General features: G+C 68.4%; 27 protein-coding genes and 3 pseudogenes. 18 read left to right on the top strand and 12 right to left on the bottom strand.

Annotation, left to right across the window (positions count from 1 at the left end; all coding sequences use genetic code 11):
* Positions 1-37: 37 nt before the first annotated feature.
* Entirely contained in the window at positions 38-1636 is a 1599-nt protein-coding gene (locus AB0M56_RS24180; protein ID WP_364179772.1) for an arylsulfatase, read from the bottom strand.
* Between the two features lie 318 nt (positions 1637-1954).
* Here AB0M56_RS24180 and AB0M56_RS24175 point away from each other — a divergent pair, with 318 nt between their 5' ends.
* Entirely contained in the window at positions 1955-3022 is a 1068-nt protein-coding gene (locus AB0M56_RS24175) for a LacI family DNA-binding transcriptional regulator (RefSeq protein WP_364179771.1), read from the top strand.
* 91 nt (positions 3023-3113) lie between these two features.
* Here the strand turns inward: AB0M56_RS24175 and AB0M56_RS24170 are convergent, their stop codons facing one another.
* Genes AB0M56_RS24170 through AB0M56_RS24160 form a run of 3 tightly spaced genes read right to left on the bottom strand, consistent with a single transcriptional unit; the run spans position 3114 to position 4838 of the window.
* Positions 3114-4148, bottom strand: a complete 1035-nt coding sequence (locus AB0M56_RS24170; RefSeq protein ID WP_364179769.1) for a sulfatase/phosphatase domain-containing protein — start codon at positions 4146-4148, stop codon at positions 3114-3116.
* Positions 4149-4188: 40 nt separating this feature from the next.
* Complete coding sequence (locus AB0M56_RS24165; protein WP_364179767.1) at positions 4189-4407, bottom strand: hypothetical protein; 219 nt, start codon at positions 4405-4407, stop codon at positions 4189-4191.
* 11 nt (positions 4408-4418) lie between these two features.
* Entirely contained in the window at positions 4419-4838 is a 420-nt protein-coding gene (locus AB0M56_RS24160) for a sulfatase-like hydrolase/transferase (RefSeq protein ID WP_364179766.1), read from the bottom strand.
* 119 nt (positions 4839-4957) lie between these two features.
* Here AB0M56_RS24160 and AB0M56_RS24155 point away from each other — a divergent pair, with 119 nt between their 5' ends.
* The 3 genes and pseudogenes from AB0M56_RS24155 (at position 4958) to AB0M56_RS24145 (ending at position 6666) form a co-directional block, all read left to right on the top strand.
* Positions 4958-5200: a hypothetical protein gene (locus tag AB0M56_RS24155; protein WP_364179764.1), complete on the top strand. Its 243-nt coding sequence runs from the start codon at positions 4958-4960 to the stop codon at positions 5198-5200.
* A 25-nt stretch (positions 5201-5225) separates the two neighbouring features.
* Positions 5226-5586 (top strand): annotated as a pseudogene (locus AB0M56_RS24150) (ChaB family protein).
* Between the two features lie 204 nt (positions 5587-5790).
* The gene (locus AB0M56_RS24145; RefSeq protein ID WP_364179762.1) at positions 5791-6666 is read left to right on the top strand and encodes a DMT family transporter; all 876 of its coding nucleotides are present in this window, start codon (positions 5791-5793) and stop codon (positions 6664-6666) included.
* 221 nt (positions 6667-6887) lie between these two features.
* Here AB0M56_RS24145 and AB0M56_RS24140 read toward each other — a convergent pair whose 3' ends face one another.
* Complete coding sequence (locus AB0M56_RS24140) at positions 6888-7148, bottom strand: hypothetical protein (RefSeq protein ID WP_364179760.1); 261 nt, start codon at positions 7146-7148, stop codon at positions 6888-6890.
* 303 nt (positions 7149-7451) lie between these two features.
* On the opposite strand from AB0M56_RS24140, the gene AB0M56_RS24135 reads away from it, so the two are divergent.
* Positions 7452-7877, top strand: coding sequence for a hypothetical protein (locus tag AB0M56_RS24135; protein WP_364179758.1), 426 nt, complete (start codon positions 7452-7454; stop codon positions 7875-7877).
* Here the strand turns inward: AB0M56_RS24135 and AB0M56_RS24130 are convergent.
* From AB0M56_RS24130 to AB0M56_RS24115, 4 genes and pseudogenes are all read right to left on the bottom strand, one after another.
* Entirely contained in the window at positions 7844-8485 is a 642-nt protein-coding gene (locus AB0M56_RS24130) for an NAD(P)H-binding protein (protein WP_364179756.1), read from the bottom strand. The genes AB0M56_RS24135 and AB0M56_RS24130 overlap by 34 nt on opposite strands.
* Positions 8482-9531 carry an LLM class flavin-dependent oxidoreductase gene (locus AB0M56_RS24125; protein WP_364179754.1) on the bottom strand — a complete coding sequence of 350 codons (1050 nt, stop codon included), beginning with the start codon at positions 9529-9531 and terminating at the stop codon, positions 8482-8484. The genes AB0M56_RS24130 and AB0M56_RS24125 overlap by 4 nt, the downstream gene beginning before the upstream one ends.
* Before the next feature lie 22 nt (positions 9532-9553).
* A pseudogene (locus tag AB0M56_RS24120) lies at positions 9554-9925 on the bottom strand (DoxX family protein).
* 47 nt (positions 9926-9972) lie between these two features.
* Positions 9973-10911 (bottom strand): NADP-dependent oxidoreductase, encoded by a 939-nt coding sequence (locus AB0M56_RS24115; RefSeq protein ID WP_364179752.1) that lies wholly within the window; start codon positions 10909-10911, stop codon positions 9973-9975.
* Positions 10912-11013: 102 nt separating this feature from the next.
* Here AB0M56_RS24115 and AB0M56_RS24110 point away from each other — a divergent pair, with 102 nt between their 5' ends.
* Positions 11014-11721 (top strand): helix-turn-helix domain-containing protein, encoded by a 708-nt coding sequence (locus AB0M56_RS24110; protein WP_364179750.1) that lies wholly within the window; start codon positions 11014-11016, stop codon positions 11719-11721.
* A gap of 146 nt (positions 11722-11867) precedes the next feature.
* On the opposite strand, the gene AB0M56_RS24105 is transcribed toward AB0M56_RS24110, so the two are convergent.
* Positions 11868-12236, bottom strand: coding sequence for a hypothetical protein (locus tag AB0M56_RS24105; RefSeq protein ID WP_364179748.1), 369 nt, complete (start codon positions 12234-12236; stop codon positions 11868-11870).
* Positions 12203-12898 carry a hypothetical protein gene (locus AB0M56_RS24100; protein ID WP_364179746.1) on the bottom strand — a complete coding sequence of 232 codons (696 nt, stop codon included), beginning with the start codon at positions 12896-12898 and terminating at the stop codon, positions 12203-12205. The genes AB0M56_RS24105 and AB0M56_RS24100 overlap by 34 nt, the downstream gene beginning before the upstream one ends.
* Positions 12899-13024: 126 nt before the next feature.
* Here AB0M56_RS24100 and AB0M56_RS24095 point away from each other — a divergent pair, with 126 nt between their 5' ends.
* The 6 genes and pseudogenes from AB0M56_RS24095 (at position 13025) to AB0M56_RS24070 (ending at position 16096) form a co-directional block, all read left to right on the top strand.
* Positions 13025-13177: a hypothetical protein gene (locus AB0M56_RS24095; protein WP_364179745.1), complete on the top strand. Its 153-nt coding sequence runs from the start codon at positions 13025-13027 to the stop codon at positions 13175-13177.
* Between the two features lie 208 nt (positions 13178-13385).
* The gene (locus AB0M56_RS24090) at positions 13386-13700 is read left to right on the top strand and encodes an SDR family oxidoreductase (RefSeq protein ID WP_364179743.1); all 315 of its coding nucleotides are present in this window, start codon (positions 13386-13388) and stop codon (positions 13698-13700) included.
* Positions 13697-13921, top strand: a complete 225-nt coding sequence (locus AB0M56_RS24085) for an SDR family oxidoreductase (protein WP_364179741.1) — start codon at positions 13697-13699, stop codon at positions 13919-13921. Before AB0M56_RS24090 ends, AB0M56_RS24085 begins: the two co-directional genes overlap by 4 nt.
* A 281-nt stretch (positions 13922-14202) precedes the next feature.
* A pseudogene (locus tag AB0M56_RS24080) lies at positions 14203-14799 on the top strand (alkene reductase); the annotation flags it as partial.
* A 251-nt stretch (positions 14800-15050) separates the two neighbouring features.
* Entirely contained in the window at positions 15051-15269 is a 219-nt protein-coding gene (locus AB0M56_RS24075; protein ID WP_364180030.1) for a hypothetical protein, read from the top strand.
* A gap of 101 nt (positions 15270-15370) precedes the next feature.
* Positions 15371-16096 (top strand): hypothetical protein, encoded by a 726-nt coding sequence (locus AB0M56_RS24070; protein WP_364179739.1) that lies wholly within the window; start codon positions 15371-15373, stop codon positions 16094-16096.
* 71 nt (positions 16097-16167) lie between these two features.
* Here the strand turns inward: AB0M56_RS24070 and AB0M56_RS24065 are convergent, their stop codons facing one another.
* Positions 16168-16932, bottom strand: a complete 765-nt coding sequence (locus AB0M56_RS24065; RefSeq protein WP_364179737.1) for an enoyl-CoA hydratase/isomerase family protein — start codon at positions 16930-16932, stop codon at positions 16168-16170.
* 101 nt (positions 16933-17033) lie between these two features.
* On the opposite strand from AB0M56_RS24065, the gene AB0M56_RS24060 reads away from it, so the two are divergent.
* The 6 genes from AB0M56_RS24060 to AB0M56_RS24035 all read left to right on the top strand — a co-directional run bounded on the left by AB0M56_RS24060 (position 17034) and on the right by AB0M56_RS24035 (position 24217).
* Positions 17034-17243 carry a hypothetical protein gene (locus tag AB0M56_RS24060; RefSeq protein WP_364179735.1) on the top strand — a complete coding sequence of 70 codons (210 nt, stop codon included), beginning with the start codon at positions 17034-17036 and terminating at the stop codon, positions 17241-17243.
* Positions 17244-17423: 180 nt separating this feature from the next.
* On the top strand, positions 17424-18698 hold the full coding sequence (locus tag AB0M56_RS24055; protein WP_364179733.1) for an aromatic ring-hydroxylating dioxygenase subunit alpha: 1275 nt from the start codon (positions 17424-17426) through the stop codon (positions 18696-18698).
* Between the two features lie 346 nt (positions 18699-19044).
* Positions 19045-20124: an amidohydrolase family protein gene (locus AB0M56_RS24050; RefSeq protein WP_364179731.1), complete on the top strand. Its 1080-nt coding sequence runs from the start codon at positions 19045-19047 to the stop codon at positions 20122-20124.
* A complete protein-coding gene (locus AB0M56_RS24045) occupies positions 20114-21295 on the top strand; it encodes an acyl-CoA dehydrogenase family protein (RefSeq protein WP_364179729.1) in 1182 nt (393 codons plus the stop codon). Before AB0M56_RS24050 ends, AB0M56_RS24045 begins: the two co-directional genes overlap by 11 nt.
* Positions 21292-23457 carry an acetate--CoA ligase family protein gene (locus AB0M56_RS24040; protein ID WP_364179727.1) on the top strand — a complete coding sequence of 722 codons (2166 nt, stop codon included), beginning with the start codon at positions 21292-21294 and terminating at the stop codon, positions 23455-23457. The genes AB0M56_RS24045 and AB0M56_RS24040 overlap by 4 nt, the downstream gene beginning before the upstream one ends.
* Positions 23450-24217 carry a class II aldolase/adducin family protein gene (locus AB0M56_RS24035; protein WP_364179725.1) on the top strand — a complete coding sequence of 256 codons (768 nt, stop codon included), beginning with the start codon at positions 23450-23452 and terminating at the stop codon, positions 24215-24217. The genes AB0M56_RS24040 and AB0M56_RS24035 overlap by 8 nt, the downstream gene beginning before the upstream one ends.
* The last annotated feature ends 7 nt before the right edge of the window (positions 24218-24224 follow it).

The raw sequence follows: 24224 nt of genomic DNA, 5'->3' as shown, positions 1-24224 counted from the left end.
CAACACTCCTTTGTAGATGGTGGACGGGAAAGAACGGTCAGGTGCCTTGCACGGGCAGGCCCTGGCGGGCCCGCTCTCCGTAGAGCTTCAGGATTTGCTCGCGGGGGATCACGCCCACGTCGTTGGCCCACGCCTCCCACGCCGCGGAGAGCTCGGCGACGACCTCTGGGTGTTCGCCGGCCACGTCGTGCAGTTCGGAGCGGTCGGTGGCGATGTCGTATAGCTCCCACTCGCCTGGGAACTCGCGCACGAGCTTCCACGGCTCCTGCCGCATCGCCGCGTTGCCGATGTGTTCCCAATACAGCGCGGCAGGCGCCGACTCTTCACCGCGCAGAGCCGGAAGCATGCTGCGCCCATCCAGCGGCGCGACGTCCCGGCCTTCGCCGGGATATTCGGCGCTGGTGATCTCCAGCAGCGTCGGCACCACGTCGGTGAGCTGGAACGGCGTCGTCACGATCTTCCCGCCGGTCAGGCCGCCAGCCGGCCAGTGCACGATCAGCGGCGTCGCGATCCCGCCTTCGTGCACCCAACGCTTGTAGAACCGGAACGGCGTGTTCGACAGGCCCGCCCACGCCCGCCCGTAGCTGGCGTAGGTGTCCTCCGGGCCTGGCGTGATGTCCGGGTAGTTCCCGATGCGGAGCTCTCGCCCGTCGCGGGTCTTCGCCGGCACCGACTGCCGCCGGGTGCGGAACACCTCGACGTCGCCCTGCGGAAGCTCCTCGGCGCAGCCGCCGTTGTCCGACAGGAAAATCACGATCGTGTCGTCGGCGATGCCCTGCGCCGCGAGCTCGTCCAGGATCACGCCGATACCGCGGTCCATGCGGTCGACCTGCGCCGCGTAGGCCTGCATGCGCTTGGCTTCCCACTCGCGATGCTCGGCGTCAGCCCAGGCCGGCTGTGAAGGATCCCGCTCGCTGAGCGGGGACTCGTCGCCCAGCAGGCCTTCCTCCCGCTGGCGAGCGACCCGCTGCTCACGAAGCTCATCCCAGCCGACGTCGTACACACCGTCGTAGCGGGCCACATCCTCGTCGGGCGCGTGCAGCGGCCAGTGCGGCGCGGTGAACGCCACGTAGCAGAAGAACGGCGACTGGGCCTCGGCCTTCTCGCGGATAAACGCCGCGGCGTCCTCGGCGATCGCGTCGGTGTAGAAGAACGACGGATCCTGCGCGTCAGCCGAAGCGTCCTGCTCACCGCGGCACAACGTGCCGGGGTCGTAGTAACTACCGCAACCACTGATCGTGCCGTAGAAGTGCTGGAACCCTCGCCGGGTCGGCCACGACTCCTCCGCTTCCCACAGCGATGAGCTCAGGTGCCACTTCCCCGACAGCCCGGTCGCGTACCCCTGCCCACCCAGCACCTCCGCGATGGTGGCGCACCGATCGTTGAGCGTGCCGGGATATCCGCCGGGGCCGTCGTCGTAGGTGAGGATCCCGATCCCGGTCCGGTGCGGATGCAAGCCGGTCAACAGCGACGCCCGCGAAGGACTGCACCGGGCCGTGTTGTAGAACTGCGAGAACCGCACACCGGCACGGCCGATCCGGTCGAGGTTCGGCGTCTTGATCTCGCCGCCGTAACAACCGATGTCGGAATACCCTAGATCGTCGGCGACGACCAGGACGATATTGGGGCGGTTCATCGGGTCCTCTCGCTCATGCGGGCAAGGTACAGGCTTCTCACCTGGAAAAACAGACTGATTCAGTCGCCGGCCACGGTCACGCAGCACCTCGCTTGAAGGAGGGCGATACACGTTCTTGACGAACTTCTGGGCTGGATGTCGATTCTTTTGGATCGATCCGATTGTTGTTCCGGCACGAACCGACGGGATCTTTTGGAACGATCCGATACGATAGCTGGGCGTCGAGTTCTTGTCCAGGCTCACTGTGCGGCGATCTCACCGGGCGAGGCGGCCACAGGGCTCTGGGCAGGCGATGTGCGTCGTGAAAGGATGCCGAGAATGTCAGCACAGGACGAGGACACGACTGGGCGGGCACGCGGTCGCGGCGCCCGAGTCACCCTGGCTCAAGTCGCGGTGCGCGCGGGAGTCTCCCGCTCGACCGCGTCCCTGGTCCTTCGGAACAGCGAACTGGTCGCCCCACGCACCCGGCAGGCGGTGCAGGACGCGATGGCCGCGCTCGGCTACGTCTACCACCGCGGTGCGGCCAGCCTGCGCGTGCGGCAATCCGGCTCGATCGCGGTGGTCGTCACCGACCTGGCCAACCCGTTCCACGCCGAGCTCACCGACGGCGTCGAAGCCGCGCTACGGCCGAGCGGCGGCATCACCCTGCTCGCCCGCACCTTCGGCGACGTCCGCCGCCAGACCACCGTGCTCACGACCATGCTCGAGTACCAGACCGACGGGGTGCTGCTCGTGCCGGCGACCGGCACGCAAGAGGACGACCTCACGGTCCTCACCGACCGCGGCATCCCGCTCGTGCTGATGACCCGCTACATCGGCAAACCCGGCCTCAACTACGTGGGCGTGCAGGAAACCGAAGCCGGCCACGCCGGAGCCACGCACCTGCTCGACCACGGCTGTGCCGCCATGGCGTACTTCGGCGGCCCGGAGAAGGCCACCGCCCGCCGCGACCGGTTCTCTGGCTTCCGCTCCGCCCTCGCCGGCTCCACCGCGTCCGTGCTCGAGCGCTGGTCCATCCCCACCCCCAACACCGCCCTCGGCAGCTACGAAGTCGCCGCCCGCCTTCTCGCCGCCGGCCTCCCTCTACCCGACGGCGTGCTCGCCCACAGCGACGCCGTCGCGTTCGGCCTCATGCGCGCTCTGCGCGAAACCGGCCGCCGACCGCCCCAGGACATGCGCATCGTCGGTGGCGCTGACATCGAAGCCGCGGCCATGTGGGAGCCCCCGCTCACCACCATCTCCGTCCACGCCGCCGACATGGGCCGCAAAGCCGCCGACCTGCTCCGCCGCATCATCGATGGCAACCCAGCCGACGGCCCCCACCTCTACCCGCCCGCCCTCATGATCCGCGAAAGCTGCGGCTGCGGTCCCCAACATCGACGGTAGGGGCAGAAACGTTGAGGTTGGGCTGCTGGAGCGCAGCGGTCTTGCTCATCATGGCGGGGCGTCCTGTCTTCGGGGGGATGGGGAGGTGCGGTCAGACGGTCCTTCCGGTCGCGAGCTCGTGAGCCGCGCTGCGCAGGGTGGCGCTGGGGATGAAGGCCCGGCGGGCCAGGTCGACCAAGCTCAGTTCGGCCGGCGCGGACACCAGCTCGGTGTGGACGAGGTCGGGCAGGTGACGCTGCAGCACCGCCCGCGCGACCGGATCGAGCAGGAGCTCGGCCAGCGGTGTGGTGGCGGTGCGGGGCAGCTCGTCGAGCGAGGGCAACGGTTCGGCCAGCGCCGCGGCCCGATCGGCCTGATCGCGGACGAGGAGATGCTCCGGTCCGGGGTTGCCCGTGACGGGAATGCCGAGGCGGGCGAACTGGCTGGGTGGCGCGTCGTTGTCCCGCATGAGGCCGGCCAGGAGCGTGAGCATCCGCAGCTCGGTCTCGTCGTCGGCGATCGGGGTCTCCTGGCCCGGGTCGGTGTCCAGGTCGAACAGCAGCGTGCCGTGGCGCCACGGGTTGAGCCAGCTCGTCTGCGCCGGCACGCACATCGTGCGCAGGCCCTTGGTGAAGGAGAACGGGTCCGCCGGCTCCCACTTGGCGAGTTCATCCACCGCGAACCGGCTGCGCATGTGCGTCGGCATGAGGGTGAACTCTTCGAGTGGCGCGTTGGCGGCTCCGGCGGATGCCCGCAGGTACACGTAGCGACCGTCGGTGACGTTGACGTGCCCGCCATGGATGCCGAACAGCGCGCTCGCCCTGGCTTTCTCACCGCGCTGCACGGCGGCGAGGTCGAGGCCGTGGACGTCGGGCGGCGGTTCGAGGCCGAAGAAGCCCAGCACCGTGGGAGCCAGGTCGATGGTCTGGACGAGCGCGTCGCAGCGCGTGCCGGCCCGGCCGATCCGCGGGTCCCAGACGAACAGCGGCAGGTGCACCAGCTCGTTGAACCACGGTTGCACGGACTTGGCCCACCAGCCGTGCTCGCCGAGGAGAAACCCGTGGTCGGTGTTGACGATCAGGACGTGTTGTCCCAGAGCGCGTGGGCGTCGAAGAAGTCGAGGACACGGCCCAGCGAGTGATCGCACTGCGAGACCAGTGCCGCGTAGGCGTTGCGGGCCTGCTCGACTAGATCATCCGATTCCGTGACCTTCTGGTAGGACGGCCAGTCGAACGCCGATCCGTTGTCGGGTAGCCGTCCCGGAAGCGGTCGGCGCTGAAGAACGGTTCGTGGGGGTCGAACAGCTCCAGCTGCAGCAACCAGCCATCCGCATCCACATTGGTCTCGAGGAAGGGCAGCCCGGCCTCGACCGTGCGCGTCTGCGAGTGTTCCGCTTCCATCTTCATGTACCGACGGTTCACCGTGTCCTGGTGGCGCAGGTTTCGCCGTGTCCCACGACGCCCTTCCACGGGTCGTCTTCCTGGCCGCGGAAGAACTCCCAGGTGCGGAACCGCGTGTGGTACGTCGCGCCGCCGTCTTCCCAGTAGTGCGGGTGGTCAGACGCGAGGTGCGTGTGCACGCCGGCGTCCTTGAGCAGCTCGGGCATCGAGTCGTCGAACGGTTCCAGTGGGCCCCAGCCGCGGTGCAGGAAGTTGTAGCGGCCGGTGTGCAGCTCGCGCCGCGCCGGCATGCACGGCATCGAACCGGCGTAGCAGTGGTCGAACGTGACGGTGCGCTGCGCCAGCCGGGCGAAGTTCGGCGCCTCGACGAACGTCTCGCCGTACGGCGGCAGCAGGTGCCGGTTGAGGCTATCGAACATCAGGATGACGGCCTTCACGCTTCACTGCTTTCCACAGCGCCGGCGGAAGTTTCGTCCAGGGGTTCGCCGTCGAGCAGCTTCTGCCGCAGCATCTCGCAGGCCGCGACGTGCGCGTCCATCGCCGCTGCGCCCGTCCGGTGGCTCCACTCCCCCACCCGATCGGCCAGCCCGTGGTCGAACGGCAGCCCCGGCTCCCGCGGCAGCCGGCGGTCACGGAAGCGGAAGCGCGCGATCTCTTCACGCCGCGTCGTGATCTCCGTAGCACTGTGCAGTGGTCGTGCGACTTCGAGGTCACCTCACCCGACCGTGAGGCCGTCCGCGACCTGATCCGGCAGTTCCTCACGGCGGGGGTGAAAGCGCTGCACGAACGTTACGGCTGACCACGGAAACAGGAGGAGGTACCCCATGCCAGGACGGGAAGACCTGCCCAGCACGGTCCTGCGCTCGCCGCGCAAGGCGGGGGCCCGGCCGCCGCGCCAACCAGACCGCGTTCGCCGCCGTGAAGCACTCCTTCGAGAAGGTCGGCGACCACTGGGAGCCGAAACAGCGACGCGGGCCGTCCGACGAGCAGGCCGCGGGCGGCGCCGGGCAGCCCGCCAAACGCACCCACGGCGGCATCGACGCCGAAGCGAGCAAGCAGGACTTGTACCGCCGGGCGCGTGACCTCGGGATCCCCGGACGTTCACGCATGTCGAAACGCGAACTCGTCGACGCGCTGGAGAAGGCCAGCCACCGGGAGAGTGCCCGGGCCCGCCGGAAGAAGTGACCGACGCACCCTGACGTCCGGCGGCACCCGGCTCCGCTCGGGGACCGCCGGAGGTTTGCGGGACGGCCGGCCTTCCCGGGTGATCGGGACTGCGGCGTCCTGGTTCGCCCCGCTCACCGACCGATACGCTGCTCGGCTCGGTCAGTGACGCGATGACCGACCACGCCCACTACTCGGGTCGCTTGCGCTTATCTAGGAGGGTTCATGGGCCGCGCGGAATCGTCGACGCCGTGGCCATCGGTGCTTTCGTCGCCGTGGGCGATGGCGGCCGGGGCGCTCGGTGTCTCCACCTCGGCGGTGCTGATCGGCATCTCGGGAGCCTCGCCGGGAACCGCGACCTTCTACCGCTGCGCGATCGCCGCGTTGATGCTGCTGCCGTTGGTGATCTACGAACGTCACCGGGAAGGCCCGCCGACGAACCGGCAACGGCTGTACGCGCCGGCAGCCGGTCTGCTCTTCGCGGGTGACGCGCTGTGGTGGACGCAGGCGATCGGCGAGGTGGGCGCGGGTCTGTCGACCGTGCTGGTCAACGCCCAGGTCGTGATCATGCCGCTGCTCGCCCTGGTGGTGGACCGCGAGCCGATCAGCCGGCGGTTCCCGGCGATCCTGCCCGCCATGATCATCGGAATCGTGCTCACCGGCGGTGTCCTCGAGCAGGGAGCCGGTGGCCGCGACCCGCTGGCCGGCACGGTCCACGCCCTTTTGGCAGCCGCGTGTCATTCGGGGTTCCTGTTCCTACTCCGGCGCGGCGGAAGCGAAGGCCAGATCGTGCAGTCCTACCAGTACGTGGTCGTGAGTGCGGCGCTGGTGTCGCTGGGCGCGGGATTCTTCTTTAACGGCATGACTCTGGCGCCGGGGAGGGCCTCGTTCGGCTGGCTGGTGCTGGTCGCTTTCGGCGGCCAGGTCGCCGGGTGGCTGCTCGTCGCGCTCGCGACGCCGCGCCTGTCCAGCGAGGCGGGGGCGGCCCTGCTCATGCTCACGCCGATCGGCGCGCTGGTGTTGGGCGCACTGGTGCTCGGCGAACGCCCGTCGACACTGCAGCTCATCGGCAGTGCGGCATCCTGGTCGGCGCCTACTTGACGGCCCGCCAACCCCACCGCGACAGGCCGGCCCGTTCACGGACGGTCCTTCGATGCGGCGACGGCCGGGGCGTACGAAGGCCGGGTTCGCGGTGACCGCGCGGTCGGTGACTCAGCTGTCGGCGCGTCGCACCGCGGGCAGGCGGTCCAAGGCGGCTGTCAGGTGGGTTGCGAGAGCCGGGTCCCGGAGCGAATGCCGCGCGCCCGGAGGCAGGGCCTGGATCAAATCCACCTCCACGCCGGCTTCCCGAAGCACGGCCACGTCGCTGCCCCGGTCGGCGAACCACCGCAGAGATCAGTCCGGGCCGACCTCGCGGCCGGGTTGACCAACAGGACCGACCGGACAGCGGAAGGCCTGCTGCCGGAGAGGCGGAACGCTTCGTCGGCAGCAGGTCCGGCCGCGATGAGGTCGACGCGCGGCAGGGGGCCGTCGGCGCCGGCGAGGACGTAGTGGCCGGCGTGGTATCCGCTGGCGTCGGTCATCCGGCACCAGTGCACCTCGAATCGTTCCGCGATCTCCTGCCATCCGCCGGGCAGCTCGTAGACGGGTTCCGGACCGGGTCGAGCACGAGCACGATGCGTTCTCCCGGCGTACGCCTCACCACGAGTGCAGAGAGATCGGCGCGAGGCTGGCACCGCGAGGCATCGGATCGCTCCTTCCGCATCCGTCGAGGCCACGTCGGCCATCTCCCGGGATACCCGGTGCGGGATCGGCAAAACTCCGTGCCGGTTTGGCTTCTTTCCGGTGGGGCTATCCGGGTTCGACGTGGTCGGAGGAAGGAAACCATGACGGAGTCGTTCACGGTCGGCATCGGGACGTCGGTGGTGGAGGGCGACTTGACCGTCCCGGGCGACGCGGCCGCAGTGGTGGCCTTCGCGCACGGTTCGGGCAGTTCGCGGCACAGCCCGCGCAACCAGGCGGTCGCCCAGATGTTGCAGGACCACCGCTTCGCGACGCTGCTGCTGGACATGCTGAGCCAAGAGGCGGACCGCGCCGAGGCGGCGGGGGTTCGACATCAGGCTATTGCGGAATCGGTTGTTGCGGGCGCTGGACGATCTGCCGTCGGCGGGGATGCCGCGGTCGAGCAGTGCATCAATGGTGAGGCCGCCGAGCTTGCCGGTGGAGCCGAGGATCGCGATGGTCACAGGAATCTCTCTTCGTCGAGACGGGATCGGAGTCAGTTGCTGATAGCCGGCGCGCGGCCGATGTAGGTGGGGTCCTCGACTTGCGCGGCGGTGAACGCGGCGATGTCGGCGCGGCTGACGGCGAATCCCAGCTTGTCGGTGCCGAAGAACCCGGCCCGCACGCGCGGCTGCTGGGGGGTGTCCTTGGGGGCGATGAACCGGACGATGGTCCAGTCCAGGCCGGAGCCGGTGACGAGACCGCTCATGCCGGTGATTTCGTCGTAGGCGCGGCGCATGAAGGTGCGCGGCAGGAACCCGATGAGCCGGGTGACGGGCGTGGGCTTTTCGAGCGGGTCGAGGACGGCGGGGGTGGCGTGGCCGATGTAGCGGCGCACACCGTGACGCCGCATGGCGTCCAGCATGTGGCCGATCCCGGCGACCAGCGGGAGGCCGGTGGCCTTGCGGTCCATGCTCGGCCCGAGCGCGCTGACGACCGCGTCCGCGCCGGCCACGGCCGAGTCGATCGCCGCGGCGTCCGACATTTCGCCGATCACGACCTTCACCTGGTCTCTCCACGAGGCGGGGACTTTCGCGGGGTCGCGGGCGTAGGCGGTGACTCGGTGGCCGCGCTCGAGGAGTTCAGCGACGGTGAGTGAGCCGATGGCGCCGGTGGCGCCGAAGACGGTGACGTTCATACGGGTGTGTCCTTGTCGAGTTCGGCGCGGATCTGCGGGAGCACCTTGGTGCCGAGCAGTTCGATGGCGTGCAGGAACTCGCGCTGCGGCATCCCGCCGACGTCCATCTGGAGGATCTGGCGGGTGTGTCCGAGCAGCCCGTGCAGGTGCAGGATCCGGTCGGCGATCTCGTCCGGGCTTCCGGCGAAGACCATGCCGCCGCGTCCGAAGGCCGCGGCGCGGTCCGAGCGGGCCGGGGCGCGGCGGCCGAGTTCGGCGAGCCCGTCGGCCATCATGCGGTGCTCGTGCTCGAGGTAGGTGGCGTGGGCTTCCGCGGTGGTGTCGGCGACGAACCCGTGCACGGCCACGGCAATGTCGGCCTGGTCGGCGGGGTGTCCGGCCTGGGTCCAGGCGTCGCGGTAAGCGTGCCCGTACCGGGCCCAGTGCTCCGGCGTGCCGCCGAGGATGCCCAGGAACATCGGCAACCCGAGTTCGACGGCGCGGTACACCGACTCGGGGCTGCCACCGGTGCCCAGCCAGATCTTCAACGGCTGCTCCGTCCTGGGGAACACGGTGGCGTCGCGCAGCGGGCGGGTGCGGTGCGGGCCGTTCCAGGTGAGGTTCTCCCCGGCGTTGACGGCCATCAGCAGCTCGAGCTTGGAGGCATAGAGCATGTCGTAGTCGTTCTCGTCGTAATCGAACAGCGGGAACGTGATGGTGGACGATCCGCGCCCGGCGACCGCCTCGATCCGGCCCGGCGCGATCGCCGCGGCGGTGGCGAGCTGCTGGAACACGCGGATCGGGTCGTCGGTCGACAGGACGGTGACCGCGGTGCTGAGCTTGACCCGGTGGGTCGAGGCAGCCGCGGCGTTAATCACCGAGGTGGGCGAGGACAGCGGCATGGTCCGCATGTGATGCTCGCCCACGCCGAAGAAGTCCAGTCCGACCTCGTCGGCGAGCTTGATGGCATCCAGCACGTCGCGGACGGCCTGGGCGGTCGGGCCGCGGCTGCCGTCGGACAACCGCGGGGTGTTGCCGAAGGAGTAAACGCCGAGTTCGAAGGTCATGACAGGTCCTCGTGAGCGGAGTTCAGAAGGAGTAGGGGCCGAAACGGCCCCAGACGATGACAGCCGCGACGCTCAGCAGGACTGCGTTGAAGTCGATCGCCTGGGGTTCTTTAAGGCGGACGTGGGTGATGATCGCGCCGATCATGATGACGACCAGGCCGGTCGCCGCGAGCGGGGTGAGAACGGGTGCGATATCCAGCGCGGCGGGCAGGACCAAGCCGAGCGCGGCGGCGAGCTCGGCGACACCGATGAACTTCACGACGCCGGGCGAGAAATCGTTCACTCACGGCAGTTTCTCGGTGAGTTTGTCCTTGGGCTGGGTCGATTTCATCACGCCGGCCAGGCCGAACATCGCGGCGAGCACGGCCTGCAGGATCCACAAGGTGACGTTCATGGCGGGTCTTTTCTGATCAGGGCGGTGAGTAAAGATCCGGGTACCGGTTAGGAGCAGGTGACAGCGATCTTGCCGAGGGTGCCTTCGCCGAAGGCGGTGAACGCCTCGTGGGCCTGCTCCAGCGGGTAGGTCGCGGTGACCGGGACCCGCAGCGCCCCGGAAGCTGCCTGCTCGGCCAGAACGGCCAGGGTCTGGCTGGTGGGGTCGGCCATGATCGGGTGCACGATGACGTCCTGGTGCTCGACGGCGTCCGGGGTGAGGCCGCGGGTCGAGGCGATCCGGCCGCCCTTGCCGAGCAGACCGGCCAGCTCGACACCGTCGCCCGCCAGGTGCAGGACCACGTCAACACCGTCCGGGGCGATCGCGCGGACCTGCGCGTCGAGGTCGCCGGTGTAATCGACGACGGCGACATCGGCGCCGGTGAGGCCGGTCACGAAGTCGGTTTCGGCGCCGGGCCGGGCGGTGGCGATCACCGTCGCGCCGCGCGCGGCGGCGAGCTGGACCGCGAGCGCGCCGACGCCGCCGGTCGCGCCCGAGACCAGCACGGTGTCCCCGTCAGCGACCTGGGCGGCGTCGAGGCTGTTGAGGGCGGCGGTGCCGGCCAGGCCGAGCGCTCCGGCGTCCCTCGCTGACAGGCCTGCGGGGATGCGGGTCAGGCCGTAGGCGGCAGGAACGGTCACGTACTGCGCCAGCGTCCCCACGTGCAGGACCGGGTTCATCACCACGCCGAACACCTGGTCGCCGATCGCGAACCCGTCGATGCCCTCGCCCAGTTCGGTGATCGTCCCGGCGAAGTCCTTGCCCAGCACGAGCGGGAAGCGGTGCTCCATCATCCCCTGCACGTGCCCGGCCGCGACCGACAGGTCGAAGCCGTTCACCGATGCCGACGCCACCTCCACCAGTACCTCGCCGGACTCCGGGCGCGGTGCTTCCACGTCGCTGACGTGCGGGTTCGCCGGCACGGTGTCGACTGCGATGGCGCGCATGGTGATCTCCTCGGAGCAATTGAAACGGGCTTTCCGATTCTGTCGCAGACTGTAACACCACATATGGAAAGGCTATTCCAGTTGTCGCCTATGATGGGTCCCATGGGCAGCGCCGACCACGACACCGCAGGCCAGGCCGCAGAACGCGTCGACGAGCAGGACTCGGCGCCGCTGCGGGTCGACGCCGAACGCAACCGGGAGCGGATCCTCGACGCCGCTCGTCGCGTCTTCGCCACCGACGGGATCGAGGTGTCGATGTCGGCGGTCGCCCGCGCCGCGGGAGTCGGGGTGGCCACCTTGTTCCGGCGTTTCCCCACCCGCGAGGACCTTCTCGACGCCGTGTTCGCCGACGCCATGCGCCACTACGTCGAGGCCGCCGAGATCGCCATGGCCGACCCCGATCCCTGGAACGGCTTCACCGGCTACATCCGCGCCGTGTGCTCCATGCAAGTCGCCAACCGCGGTTTCGCCGACGTGCTGACCATGACGTTCCCCGCCGCCGCCCACCTTGAAGAACAGCGCGCCCTGGCCTATCAGAACTTCCTGCGGCTCATCGAGTCCGCCAAGGCCACCGGGAAACTGCGCCCCGACTTCGCCGACCAGGACATGGTCGTCCTGCTGATGGCCAACGCCGGCGTCGTCACCGCAGCCGGCGCCACCGCCCCCGACAGCTCAGCCCGCCTGGTCGCCTACCTGATCCAGGCCTTCACCGCACCCCAGCCCGCCACCCTGCCACCGCCCCCCGACCCCGACGCCCTCGCCCACGCCATGCTCGGTCTGGACTGCGCCGGCAACCAGAAGTCCCAGTGAGCCGTCCCGCGCAATTGTGCTCGGCCGTCGCCCGAGCCCAGCCAAGGCAGGTCAGGGCTGGGCAGTCAAATGGTCAGCAGAGAACTCTGGCTACAAGAGGCCTTCGAGGCCGGTCTTCGCGGCGAGGTCGAGCAGGTCCTGCGGGGTCATGCCGGTGGCCGAGAGGTCGGTGTGGCTGTAAAAGGGGTGATCGCGACCAGGTTCTTATCCGGCGGCTCGATCCCCTCGAGGATCGCGCGCCGCTCGTCGTAGGACAGGTCGAGGAGGACGTCGTCGCCGAGCTGCAGGACGTCGAACACGAAGTAGGCGACCGCCGCGGCGGTGGTGCCGCGGTTCTGCAGCAGCCCGAAATCCGGCCGGCCGGCCTCGTCCAGGGCGACGATCTCCCCGTCCAGCACCGCGCGCCGTCCGCCGAGCACATCGGCGAGGGTGCCGGCGAGCTCGGGGAAGCGGCCGGTGAAGTCGTTGTTGTTGCGACTGGTCAGCACCGTCGTGCCGTCCGCGGCGACACGCATGATCGTGCGGTAGCCATCCCGCTTGAATGGTTGGCGTACTTCGGATCCTCGCGCAGGCGGCCGCCGTCCGGTGTCGCGAGCATCGGCTCCACGTAGCCCGGCACCAGCGACCGGTCATCCGACGTGCGTTTGGCCACCAGACCTCCCCTGCTCGAACCTGGCATCTGACGGGAGCCTAACCCCGAAGACGACACCTTGGTGGAGGAAAAGTGCAGGTCAGAGGCTCTCAAGTGTGGTTTTGCGGAGTTGGCGGGCGGGTACCGCCGACCGCACCGGGCTTGCTGCTGCAGACCACCGTGGCGCAGCAGTAGGTCACGGCCCCTCGTGCCGATGATCGAACGCCACGAACACGACGACGATGCCCTCCGCGCGACGCCGCGCCGCGTCTCGCCGTAGCCGAGCGCCGCGAAGGCCAGCCGACCCGCCTGGTACGCGCACAGCTCGCCGTCGAGCACCACCCGGCCGAGCGCGGCCGCCGACTCGAGGACCCCGGGGAACCGACCGGTGAGGTCGCTGCCGGTGCGGGACTGGAGTACCCCGGCGGGCACGTGCACGAGCATCCGCCAGCCGTCGAGCTTGGGGGAGTACTCGTACGGGCCGATGGGCAGCGCTGCGACCGGCTCGGCGACAGCGAGCCGCGGCGGCAGTTCCGGCACAGGCACAAGTCCATTTTGGACCCCGGCCGGTCGCGGGTAGCCCTGCTGACGGCACGTTCGTGACTGCAGTGATCGGCGTTCCTGTCGGCGTTGGTACTTCCCCAGGGTCGGCGCGGGCGGCAAGGTGCGGCGGTGACCTCTCGCGCGATGCGTCCGGCTGACGCAGGACAGTCGCCGAAAGGCACCTTTGCGTCATTGAAGGTTTGCAACTTCCGGCTGTTCTTCTTCGCGCAGCTGATCTCCGCTACCGGTCAATGGATGCAGACGCTTGCGCTCGCGCTCTAGGTGTTGGGGGAGACCGACCGCGGGTCGGCGGTGGGTCTCGTGACCTTGCTGCAGTACCTGCCGTTGCTGGTGCTCGGACCGGTCGCTGGAGCGCTGATCGAGCAACGGTCGAAACGCTCCGTCCTCATAGATCGGCGATCTCATCGCGGATGCGGGTGCGGCAGAGGTTGCGCGTGCAGCGCTGGCCGATGGCCCGATCGACATCCTGGTGAACAATGCCGGCGCGTACAAGCATCTTTCGTGGACGGAGGCGACGCCTGAAGATTGGCGGGACACCTACGAGGGCGATGTGATCTCCGGCGCGCGGATGATCCGGCACCTGGTCCCGCAAATGCGTGAACGGAAGTGGGGGCGGGTGATCACGATCGGCGGCGGTCTGGCGACCCAGCCGATGCAGTCGCACCCCCAGTACAACGCGAGTCTTGCCACTCGGCACAACCTCACTGTCTCCTTGGCGCGTGAACTGAAGGGCACGGGTGTGACGTCCAATGCGGTCGCCCCGGGGGCGATGTGGACTCCGTGAAGGACTTCCTTGTGGGCATTGCACCGGCCCGAGGCTGGGGCGAAACGTGGGCGGAGATCGAACGCGGCGCCGTGCGGGACATCATCCCGAACGACACCGGCCGGTTCGGTAAGCCCGAAGAGATCGCCGCGGCCGTCGCGTACCTCAGCAGTCCGCTGGCCGGCTATGTCAGCAGCGCCAACCTCCGTGTGGACGGCGGCCTGATCCGCAACGTCACCTGACGGCGACGGCGGCACGTCCCTGGGTCCGGCGAGGTGAGGTGGCAGCTTGCGCCTCGCCTCGCCGAGCCGTGGTTGCCAGAGATGAGGATTATGATTAACCTAATCGCGTGTCGCGGCGCATCCGGACCCGTCCGCGCGAGCCGGGAAGCGAAGCCGATGCGGAGGTTCGCAGATTCAGGCGGGGGAGCGGTGATGGAGCGGTGAACCCCGATGTCGGGCTTCTGTTCGAACCGTTCAGCCTGGGTGGGCTGACCCTGGCGAACCGGATCGTGATATCGCCGATGACAAGGCACCGAGCCACTGTCGACGGCGTCCCGACCCACCTGGCGGTCGAGTACTACCGGCAGCGCGCAGAGGCCGGGCTCATCGTTACCGAAGGTGTGTATCCGAGCCCGATGGGCCGCGGCTACCTGTTCACGCCGGGGATCTGCACCCCGGAGCACATCCAGGCTTGGCGGCGGATCACTGAAGCCGTCCACTCCGCGGGTGGGCTCATCGTGTGCCAGCTGATGCACTGCGGACGACTGCCCGACCCGTTGATGCTGCCTGCGCAAGCCGCACCGATCGCACCCTCACCTGTCCAACCGTCACCGGACGGGCGGTACACGATCCGGTGTCCGCGTCCTGATCGGCCGTACCCCCAGCCGCGGGCCATGACGACGAGCGAGGTGTACGGCGTCGTCGAGGAGTATCGGAAGGCTGCGGCGAACGCGTACGCCGCCGGATTCGACGGCGTCGAGATCCACGGTGGCAACGGGTACTTGCCGATGCGGTTCTTCGCAACGAATGTGAACCGCCGCGAAGACGAATTCGGCGGCACCGTCGAAGGACGCAGCCGCTTCATGGTGGCGCTGGTCGACGCGCTGGCACCGTTGCGCGGTGCCGATCGGATCGGGATCCGGTTGCATCCGGGCCAGACGTTCGCGGACGTCCTCGACGACGATCCGGAGGCCACCTGCCGGCACCTGCTGCCTGAGCTGTCGCGGCGGGGCGTCGGCTACCTGCACCTGTCCCTGCGGCCGGTGGGCTGGGACATGCTCGGCACGGCCCGCCGGTTGTTCGGCAGCCCGATCATCGCCGGTGCGGGGTATCCAGGCGCGATGCTGCGCAGAACCTCCTCGACGGGGTCATGGACCTCGCTTCGTTCGGCCAGGCGTTCATCTCCAACCCGGATCTCGTGCAGCGCTTCCGCGGCGGCTGGACCCTCACCCGGCCGGAACCGGCCACTTACTACACCCAGGGTCGGCAGGGCTACACCGACTACCCGGTCCACGCCGGCTCGATACCGGCGATGCATATGCCGGTCGACACGTCGTTCGCGTCGGCGGTGGTCACGGGCCGGGCGTAACTGTCCCGTCAGGACAACGCAAAGGAGCGATGAGTGTCCTTGATCGATGAGGCGACGACGGGCGGTCTGTCCGCCGCACGCGAACCGGGCGAGGTGACGCGATGACCGAGTCCGCGCACGCCACCAAGCTGGCTTATCTCGCCAAACGCAACCCCGCGCTATCGGTGCCGGAGTTCGCGGCCCGGTGGCGTCAGCACTCGCTGCTGGCGGGAAGTATGCCGGCGATCCGCCCTGGCATCGCGCAGACGGCGCACTGCCTCAACCTCTACGACCGCTCAGTCTTCGCACGCGCGACGCTCGAATATGACGGCGTCAACTTCCTCACCCTCACCGATCCAGGCGTTGCACTCACGATGTGGCAGCCCGACGAGGCGATGGAGCTGCTGCAGCCCGACGAGCTCGAGACATTCTCGACCTACGCGCGCCATTTCACCCTCACGACGCACGAACACGTCGTCTCGGAGGGGAAGATGCAGCACTACTGTCTGATCTTTTTTCTCAAGCGTGATCGCGGCTTCACGCTCGAGGCCTTCACCAGAGCGCTCGCCGAGGCTCACGGCGTAATGGCGGACGGGGCTCGCCGCGCCGTGGTGAACGCGGTGTTCGACCGGCCGCCCGGCTACAACTTCGACGCGGTCACCGAGTTGTGGTTCGAAAGCGAGGACGAGGTCCGCGAGTTCACCCGCGCGCGTACCTTCGCGGATGCGTATCTGGGCCGCCGCGCCGAGCTCTGCGACGAGATGCGCACCGTCGCGATGATGACGAAATTGAACCACGCGCGCCCGCCCATCGACGAACGCACGGCAGCCGAGTACCGCCCGGGCTGACAGTGGAAACGGCGCGGCATGCGGAGCTCGGTCCGGGACGAACGGTGGACCCGACCGGGCCCTGCTGCGGTTCAGCGCTTCGCGAACTCCGCGATCGCCCGCTGCGCGGTGTCCGTCGCCGCGAGCACGGTGATGGCCGATGCTTCCGCGTCGAGGTGCGCGTCCTGCGTTGTGTCCCCGGCCGTTCGGACGAGGCGCTTGGTCGCTGCGAGAGCCTCGGGCGACATCCTGGCGAGCGCATCGGCGAGCTTCCGTGCTTCGTCGACGAGCGCGCGGTCGTCGACGACCGCGGTCGCGAGTCCCCAGTCCAGCGCCTCGTGTGCGGTGAGGGTGCGGTTGGTGAGCGCGAGCTCGAGAGCACGGCGAGTGCCGATGAGGCGGGGCAGCAGGTGGCTGGCTCCGTTGTCGGGGGACAGTCCGATCGCGGTGTAGGCGAGGCGGACCTTGGCGGAGTGTGCGAGGACGACGAGGTCGGCGCTGAAGGCCAGTCCCACGCCTGCGCCGGCGATCGCGCCGTGGGCGGCGCTGATCACCGGCACCGCGAGACCGGCCAGATGACGCTGTGCGGAGTGCACGACCTCCGCGACCTGGCCGACATAGGCGGAAATGTCGCCCCCGTGCGCTGCGAAGGCGTGCACGTCGCCGCCGACGCAGAAGTGGGGTCCCTCTGCTCGGATGAGGACGACGCGCACGGAGGGCGACGCGGCGAGCCGTGCGGACGTTTCCTCAAGCTGCCGCCCCAGGTGGAGGTCGAGCGCGTTCGCGCGTTGCGGTGCGGCCAAGACAAGCTCGGCGACGCCGCCGTCCCGTTCGAGTCGTACTTCGTTGTCAGGCATCGGAACTCCGAGAGGTCGGCAATGTGGAAGGTATGCTCTAATGATATGCATAGTTAGCGGTGTAGCTGACCCGGATATCGCCCGGAAGGGAGCGGATCCCGATGATCGAGGTGCTTCTCGGTGGCCTGCCCTGCGCGGTTTGTGGCCATCCCGCCATTGCGTTCGTTCCCGCGGTGGGCACGCGGCATCCCGGTTCGGTATGCCGGATCGACGAGCGGGCCGATACCTCATCCGACGGCCGGCGCGAGCAACCGGATGCCTGTGGTCTGCGGGTGCCAGCCGTGTCTGCGATCTCGGCGACGGCGATGTGAGCCGCGCGACTCGGTTGCGCGTTCAAGGGGCCCTTTCGGCCATCGCCAACACTGGCTGGGGACCGTCGGTAGCCCCTTGACGTCTAATGCTCCTATGATTAGCCTAAACAGGCGACCGGACGAAGGAGTCCGTCGTGAGTCGGACCGTGGTCGCCTGGTCCGGTGCAAGGGAGGACGCTGATGCTGCAACCAGACGTCAACGAGCGCTACAGCCGCGTCGGCCGCGACACGCCGACGGGTGCGCTGTACCGGCGCTACTGGCTTCCAGTAGCCACCGAGACGGAACTGGCCGACAACCCTGTCAAGCGCGTCCGGCTGCTCGGTGAGGACCTCGTGCTATTCCGCGCCGAGACCGGCGAGCTGGGCCTCGTGGCCGAACGGTGCCCGCACCGCGGTGCTTCGCTGGGCTACGGGTTCCCGGACGGGGTAGGTCTGCGCTGCCCGTACCACGGCTGGAAGTTCTCTCCTCAGGGAGAGTGCCTGGAACAGCCGAACCAGATGCCGCCCTCGGCCCAGCTGCAGGCCCGGGCTCGTACCACGAGCTATCCGGTGCGAGCGTTGGGTGGTCTGGTCTTCGCCTACCTGGGCGACTCGCCGGCACCGGCGTTGCCGAGGCTGGACCTGTTCGACTTCAAAGAGAGTTCGACCCGGTTCCGCGACATCGGCTACGCGGTGATCCCGTGTAACTGGTTGCAGATCATGGAGAACTCGTTCGACCCGACCCACGTCGAATGGCTGCACGGGCGGTTGTTCAACTACCACCTCGAGCGGGCTGGTGAGGAACCAACGGTGCTCGGCGGGCATCACATCAAGATCGGGTTCGACCTCGTCGACTACGGCATCATCAAGCGCCGGTTACGCGAGGGGCAGACCGAGGACGACGAGGACTGGAAGGTTGGGCACCCGGTTTACTTTCCGAACGTCCTCAAGGTCGGTGGTTACGGGCTGAGCTCCTTCCAGATCAGGGTGCCGATGGACGACACTCACACCCTGCACTTCTGGTACTGCTGGTACGACGTGCCGGACGAGTACGCAAACCTGGTCGAGGAGATCCGCGAGCTTCCGGACACCTACGAGGTGACGCTCCAGGACGAGGACGGTCGCTTTCTGATGGACACAATTGATTCACAGGACGCGATGGTGTGGGTGACCCAAGGTTCACTGACCACTCGGGACGACGAACACCTCAGTTCCTCGGATCAAGGCATCGCGCTCTACCGTAACCTGCTGCGCAGCCAGCTGGACGCCAACGAGTCCGGCGGCGCGGTGATGAACGTGCACGACGCGGCCACTGACGGTGAGCTGATTGAGCTCCCCCAGGAGAAGAAGGAATTGGGCATCGGTGGTGGTGGCAGCAATCCGATGGCGTCGTTCCTGCGTACCCAAGGGGTGTACAGCGCGCGGCTGAGCACCCTAACGCAGCGAATCGAGGCAGCCTTGCGGAAGGCTGGCTGAGCAGGCCGTGGCAGGGAAGAAAAGCCTACTGGACCCCGCCGCACCCAACTCCGCGCCGGATGGAGGCTGTCGTGACGGCCACCACCAGCGCGGGGCCGGTACCTGCCCGGCGTGCGGAGAGTGGCTGCCAACCGCGTGGTGCCGCACCACCGGCTGTGGATGGCGGGAAGCGACGGGCGAGCGCACGCTCGCGGCCGCCGTCCAACACTACAGCGAAACCGGCCATTCCGTCCGCGTGTTGATCGACTGACGCGCCGGGCACCACCCGGCAGCGATTCCGAATCTCCGCGGCCGTGCCCACCGACTTAGGGGTACAACCGCGGCCAACCGAAGAGGAGCAGACTTCATGCCACGAAAGATCGTCGATGTGCACGGCCACATCGTCGCCCCAGCCGAACTGTATGCGTACCGCGAGTTCCTCATCGGTAGCCGCGGACACTACGGACGCCGGCTGAAGGGGTTCTCCGAATCGCGCGAAGGCCTCGGGCACGGGCGCACCGGTGTGATCCCGCCCGAGGAACTTAAGCACTTCGCCGAGGAGCACATCGCGTGGCTAGACCGGGTCGGCACGGACGTGCAGCTTGTATCGGCTCGCCCCTACACTCTGATGCATTCGGAGAAACCGGCGCGGATCGTGCACTGGTGGGCGCAGGCGGTGAACGACGCAATCGCGACCCAGGTGCAGTTCTACCCGCAGCGTCTGCAGGGCATCTGCAACCTGCCGTTGGTGTGGAATGAGCCGGTCGACGTCGTGTTCGAGGAGCTCGAGCGGTGTGTGACCGAACTCGGGTTCGTCGGTGTTCTAGTGAACCCGGATCCGAGCGAGGGACGCGCGCCCATGGAGGTGCCGGGGCTCGGCGACGAGTACTGGTACCCGCTCTACGAGAAGCTCGTGGAGTATCAGCTGCCGATGCTCGTGCACTCCTGTGGTTGCGTCTCGCTGCGTGAGAACCAGAGCCTGCACTTTATCTCCGAGGAAAGCACCGCAGTCATGTCGCTGGTGCAGTCCGACGTGTTCGATGTCTTCCCCGACCTCAAGGTGGTGGTGCCGCACGGCGGCGGAGCCATTCCCTACCAGGTAGGTCGTTTCCGCGGCACCTATTGGCAGGGCACCGAGCGAGCCGGGACGTTCGACGAGGCGATCCGGAAGGTTTACTACGACACCTGTCTCTACAGCGAGGAAGCACTGGCGCTGCTGGTGAAGGTGATCGGCAGCGACCGGGTCGTGTTCGGCACCGAGCGCCCTGGCGATGGATCGCACAAGAAGACCCCCACCGAAGGTTGGGCCGACGACATCGCCGGCGTGCTGCGCGGTATCCCCGCCCACTCGGAGCAGGATCTGGACCTGATGCTCGGGGACACCGCGTTGGACATCTACCCGCGCCTGCGCAAAAACCTGGAAGCGGCGGGCCGCAATGACCTCTGATCTGCTCGAACCGGCCCAGTCCGAGGCCGAACGCGAGGCCGTGATCAAGCTGGTTCGCGAGTTCGCCCAGGACCGGGTCGCACCGCGGGTGAAGGACTACGACGCCGCCGAGTCGCTGCCCTCCGATCTGCTCGAGGAGATGGCGGAACTGGGGTTCTTCGGCGGTGTCGTGCCGACGGAGTGGGGTGGTCTCGGTCTCGACCACCTGACTTTCACTCGGATCATCGAAGAGGTTTCCCGCGTCGACCATTGCCTTGGCGTGCTGATGAGCATGCCCTCGGCGTTGGTCGGGTCGGGCCTGCTGAAGTTCGGGACCACTGAACAGAAGCAGCGATGGCTAGTCCCGTTGGCCGAGGGCCGCTTGTTCGGCGGTGCCGGCGTGACCGAACCGCGGTCCGGCAGCGACGTCGCCGGGACACAAACCCGGTACGCTCGCACCGACGGCGGCGGATTCGTGCTGAACGGTGCGAAGGCCTGGATCACCAACCTCGATCGCGCCTCGTTCTTCGTCACTTTCGCCACCAAGGACCCAGCGCTGGGCCGCAGCGGACTGTCGGCGTTCATCGTCCCCGCGGATACGCCCGGGGTGATCAAGAGCCCCGTGCACAACAAGCTGGGCTTCCGGCCGCTGTGCAGCGGAGATCTCACATTCGACGACGTTCACCTCGGCCCGGACGCGATGCTGGGTCCTGAGGGCGAGGGCTTCGCGGTCGCGATGACCTCGGTGGAGCAGGGTCGCCTGTCGGTCGCATCGCGGGCTGTCGGACTTGCGCAGTCCTGTTTGGACGCATCCGTGCAATATGCGCGCGATCGGATCGTGTTCGGACAGCCGATCAGCGATTTCCAGATGGTGCAGCAAAAGATCGCGAACATGGCGGTGTCGGTCCAGGCCGCGCGGCTGCTCACCGAGCAGTGCGCTTTGGCGATGCAGCGTGGTGAGCGCGCCCGCGTGGAGGCGAGCATGGCCAAGATGTACGCCAGTGATGCTGCGCAGGCGGCCGCGGCCGACGCGGTGCAGATTCACGGTGCCTACGGAGTGTCGGAGGACTACGGTGTCGCGCGGGCCTACCGGGACGCGAAGGTGTTCCAGATCGTCGAAGGCGCGAACGACATCCACCGCGTGCTGATCGCCCGCAACGTGCTAGGCACGACTCGGGAGCCACGCCGATGACTGCCGAGCCGGCCCCGGTGGCCCCGGTGGCCCCGGTGGTCGGGGACGTCCATGCCGGCCTCCGCGCTGAAGTTCGCCGGCGCCGGCCCGGCGCGGTCGGCGAGGCTACGGCGCGGGAGATCCTCGCGCCACTCGGCCTGCCGTTCGTACCGGCGACCAGCGTGCACTCGGCCACGGAAGCCGTGTTCACCGCCGGTGGGGTCGGCATGCCCGTGGTGATGAAAGCGCTCACCGACGAGGTTGTGCACAAGTCCGACGCCGGTCTGGTCGAGCTGAACCTCGACACGGCGGAGGCGGTGCACATTGCCTACCAGCGCCTCACTGACCGGGTCAGGGCACTGGGCGTGTCCGACGCTCGCGTGGTGGTCCAGCCGATGGCCCCGGACGGTACGGACCTCATCCTCGGCTGGGTCCGCGATCCAACTTTCGGGCCGGTGATCGTGGCGGGGCTGGGTGGCGTGACCGTCGAGCTGTTCCGCGATGTGGCCCGCCGGATCGCTCCGGTGACAGCTACGGAAGCGAGGGAGATGCTGCAGTCGCTGACGTGCGCGCCGCTGCTGAACGGGTTCCGCGGCAAGGCCCCCGTCGACACCACGCGGTTCTGCGAGCTGGTGGCGCAGGTCTCGGAGCTGGCCCTGGCGGTGCCGGAGCTGGCGGAACTGGACCTGAATCCGGTGCGTGTCCATCCAGACGGCACCTGTGTCGTGCTGGACGCCCGGGCGGTGCTCGAGCCGATGGCCCGCGAAGAGGACAGTCGTGATGTTTTCGACCTGACGCCCTTGGCCCGGCCGCGGAGCATCGCGGTCGTGGGGGCGTCTCGGGACGCGAGCCGTCCCGGCGCCCGCATCCTGCGATCGCTGCGTGAACACGGGTTCGCCGGTGCGATTCACCCCGTGAACCCCGCCGGCGGCGAGGTGGGCGGACTGCCTGCGGTGGCGTCGCTGCGCGAGCTGCCCGAGGCACCCGATCTGGTCTGCGTCGCGCTACCGGCGAAGGCGGCTGTCGAATCGGTGCGGGAATGTGTCCAGCTCGGTGTGCCCGCAGTGATCGTTTTCGCGTCCGGGTTCGGTGAGACTGGCCACGAGGGACAGGCGCTCGATGCGGAGCTGCGCGCCGCAGTGGCGAAATCCGGCACCACGGTGTGCGGTCCGAACACGATCGGTGTCGTGAGCGCGCATCACCGGATGGCCGCGACGTTCAGCCAGGCGGTGAACGGATTCCCGCTGCGGGCGTCGGGAACGTGTCTCATTGCCCAGAGCGGCGCCGTCGCCGGGAGCCTGGTGTCTCGGGAGCTGGCTGATGGTTACGGCATCGGCGACTGGGTGACCGTCGGCAACCAGTCCCAAGTGGACGTGGCGGATTACCTCGAGTACTTCGCCGGCCTGGACACGACACGCTCGCTGGCAGTGTTTCTGGAAGGCGTACCGGACGGCGACCGGTTCCGCCACGCGCTCGCCGTGGCACGAGCGCGCGCGGTGCCCGTGGCGGTGTTCAAGACCGGGGTGACCGACGCGGGCCGGCGCGCCGTGTCGTCACATTCCGGCGCGCTGGCCGGGAGCGGGGCGGCTTATGGCGCGGTGCTGGCACAGGAAAGTGCCGTACAGGTCACGGAGATGACCGGGCTGCTCGAAATCGCCTGGACCCTGGGTCACACGCCGAGTCCGGCCGGCGGCCGCGTCGCGATCGTCACCACCTCGGGTGGCGCGGGCAGTGCCACGGCCGACTTGATCGACCAGCACGAGCTCGAACTGGCGGAGTTCGATCCGGGGACCGTTACCGAACTCGTCGGTGTGCTACCAGCGTTCGCACACGTCGACAACCCGCTCGACGTCACGGCCGAAGGCGCGTTCGCGGAGGGCACGATGCGGCGCGTCGTCGAGCTTGCAGCCGAAGATCCCGGGGTCGACCTCGTATGCGTGGTGCTCACCAGCATCGCGGGAGCCGATGCCGTCCGCGTGGCTCAGCAGATTGCTGACGCCGCCCCGGGCACAAAGCCGGTGCTGGTGTCCTGGCTCGTCACGCGGTCCCTCGCCGAAGAGGGCATGGCCTTGCTGGCCGATCAGGGTATCCGGGTGTTCACCGAGCCCGCGCGGATGGTCGCGGCCGCCGCCGCGCTCGTTTCCCACCGGGCGATTGCGCAAGACAGGAGTACGCGTGTCTGAAACTGATACCGTCGAAGACCTTCGGGCATTGGTCGCACTGTCGTGCCGCATCCTGGCCGCGACCGGGTGCGTCCGGGAGATCACCGGCCACGTCAGCGTCCGGGTACCGGGGACCGACCGGTTCCTGGTGCGCTGCCGGCCGCCGCGAGACCCCGGTGTGCAGTTCACTATCGCCGACGACATCCAGCTCGTCGGCCTCGAATCGACCAACGCAGACCTTCCCGACGGTTACGCGCTCCCGGGAGAGTGGGCGATCCACACCGAGCTGTACCGGCAGCGACCGGACGTAGGGTCCGTGGTGCACGGTCATCCCGAAGCTTCGTTGAAGTGCGGGATCCTCGGACTGCCCATGGAACCGGTGATCGGCGCCTACGACCCGGGCGCGATGGAGCTGGCCGTGCGCGGCGTGCCCACCTACCCCCGCGCCGTGCTGATCAGCGATCGACAGCTGGGTGGTGAGGTGGTCAAGGCGATGGAATCCTCCGACGCCTGCCTGCTTCGTGGGCACGGCGTGGTCGCGGTCGGCGCGGATCTTCAGCAGGCGACCGTACGCGCGATCAAGCTCGAGACGCTGGCCGAGCTGACGCTGAGCCTGCACTCGGTGCCGGGCGCGCAGCCGCAGCAACTGTCGCAAGACGACATCGCTGAAGTCTCGGGCTTCGTGGACAGCCGCAACGCCGGAAAGACCTACGCGCATTGGACGTGGGACTTCTATCGACACACGCTCGGCGACGCCGCCGATGTGACCAAACGAATCTGATTTGCGG

This window comes from Amycolatopsis sp. NPDC051372, assembly GCF_040682095.1.
GTDB lineage: Bacteria > Actinomycetota > Actinomycetes > Mycobacteriales > Pseudonocardiaceae > Amycolatopsis.
The sequence above is the reverse complement of the archived record's forward strand: the minus strand, read 5'-3'. Positions and strand labels throughout refer to the sequence as shown.

What these genes read in the sequence shown, in the direction of transcription:
- AB0M56_RS24180 (WP_364179772.1), bottom strand. Translation starts at nt 1,636, where the DNA reads ATGAACCGCCCCAATATCGTCCTGGTCGTCGCCGACGATCTAGGGTAT.
- AB0M56_RS24175 (WP_364179771.1), top strand. Translation starts at nt 1,955, where the DNA reads ATGTCAGCACAGGACGAGGACACGACTGGGCGGGCACGCGGTCGCGGC.
- AB0M56_RS24165 (WP_364179767.1), bottom strand. Translation starts at nt 4,407, where the DNA reads ATGAAGATGGAAGCGGAACACTCGCAGACGCGCACGGTCGAGGCCGGG.
- AB0M56_RS24145 (WP_364179762.1), top strand. Translation starts at nt 5,791, where the DNA reads ATGGGCCGCGCGGAATCGTCGACGCCGTGGCCATCGGTGCTTTCGTCG.
- AB0M56_RS24140 (WP_364179760.1), bottom strand. Translation starts at nt 7,148, where the DNA reads ATGACCGACGCCAGCGGATACCACGCCGGCCACTACGTCCTCGCCGGC.
- AB0M56_RS24135 (WP_364179758.1), top strand. Translation starts at nt 7,452, where the DNA reads ATGACGGAGTCGTTCACGGTCGGCATCGGGACGTCGGTGGTGGAGGGC.
- AB0M56_RS24130 (WP_364179756.1), bottom strand. Translation starts at nt 8,485, where the DNA reads ATGAACGTCACCGTCTTCGGCGCCACCGGCGCCATCGGCTCACTCACC.
- AB0M56_RS24125 (WP_364179754.1), bottom strand. Translation starts at nt 9,531, where the DNA reads ATGACCTTCGAACTCGGCGTTTACTCCTTCGGCAACACCCCGCGGTTG.
- AB0M56_RS24115 (WP_364179752.1), bottom strand. Translation starts at nt 10,911, where the DNA reads ATGCGCGCCATCGCAGTCGACACCGTGCCGGCGAACCCGCACGTCAGC.
- AB0M56_RS24110 (WP_364179750.1), top strand. Translation starts at nt 11,014, where the DNA reads ATGGGCAGCGCCGACCACGACACCGCAGGCCAGGCCGCAGAACGCGTC.
- AB0M56_RS24105 (WP_364179748.1), bottom strand. Translation starts at nt 12,236, where the DNA reads ATGCGTGTCGCCGCGGACGGCACGACGGTGCTGACCAGTCGCAACAAC.
- AB0M56_RS24075 (WP_364180030.1), top strand. Translation starts at nt 15,051, where the DNA reads ATGGACCTCGCTTCGTTCGGCCAGGCGTTCATCTCCAACCCGGATCTC.
- AB0M56_RS24070 (WP_364179739.1), top strand. Translation starts at nt 15,371, where the DNA reads ATGACCGAGTCCGCGCACGCCACCAAGCTGGCTTATCTCGCCAAACGC.
- AB0M56_RS24065 (WP_364179737.1), bottom strand. Translation starts at nt 16,932, where the DNA reads ATGCCTGACAACGAAGTACGACTCGAACGGGACGGCGGCGTCGCCGAG.
- AB0M56_RS24060 (WP_364179735.1), top strand. Translation starts at nt 17,034, where the DNA reads ATGATCGAGGTGCTTCTCGGTGGCCTGCCCTGCGCGGTTTGTGGCCAT.
- AB0M56_RS24055 (WP_364179733.1), top strand. Translation starts at nt 17,424, where the DNA reads ATGCTGCAACCAGACGTCAACGAGCGCTACAGCCGCGTCGGCCGCGAC.
- AB0M56_RS24050 (WP_364179731.1), top strand. Translation starts at nt 19,045, where the DNA reads ATGCCACGAAAGATCGTCGATGTGCACGGCCACATCGTCGCCCCAGCC.
- AB0M56_RS24045 (WP_364179729.1), top strand. Translation starts at nt 20,114, where the DNA reads ATGACCTCTGATCTGCTCGAACCGGCCCAGTCCGAGGCCGAACGCGAG.
- AB0M56_RS24040 (WP_364179727.1), top strand. Translation starts at nt 21,292, where the DNA reads ATGACTGCCGAGCCGGCCCCGGTGGCCCCGGTGGCCCCGGTGGTCGGG.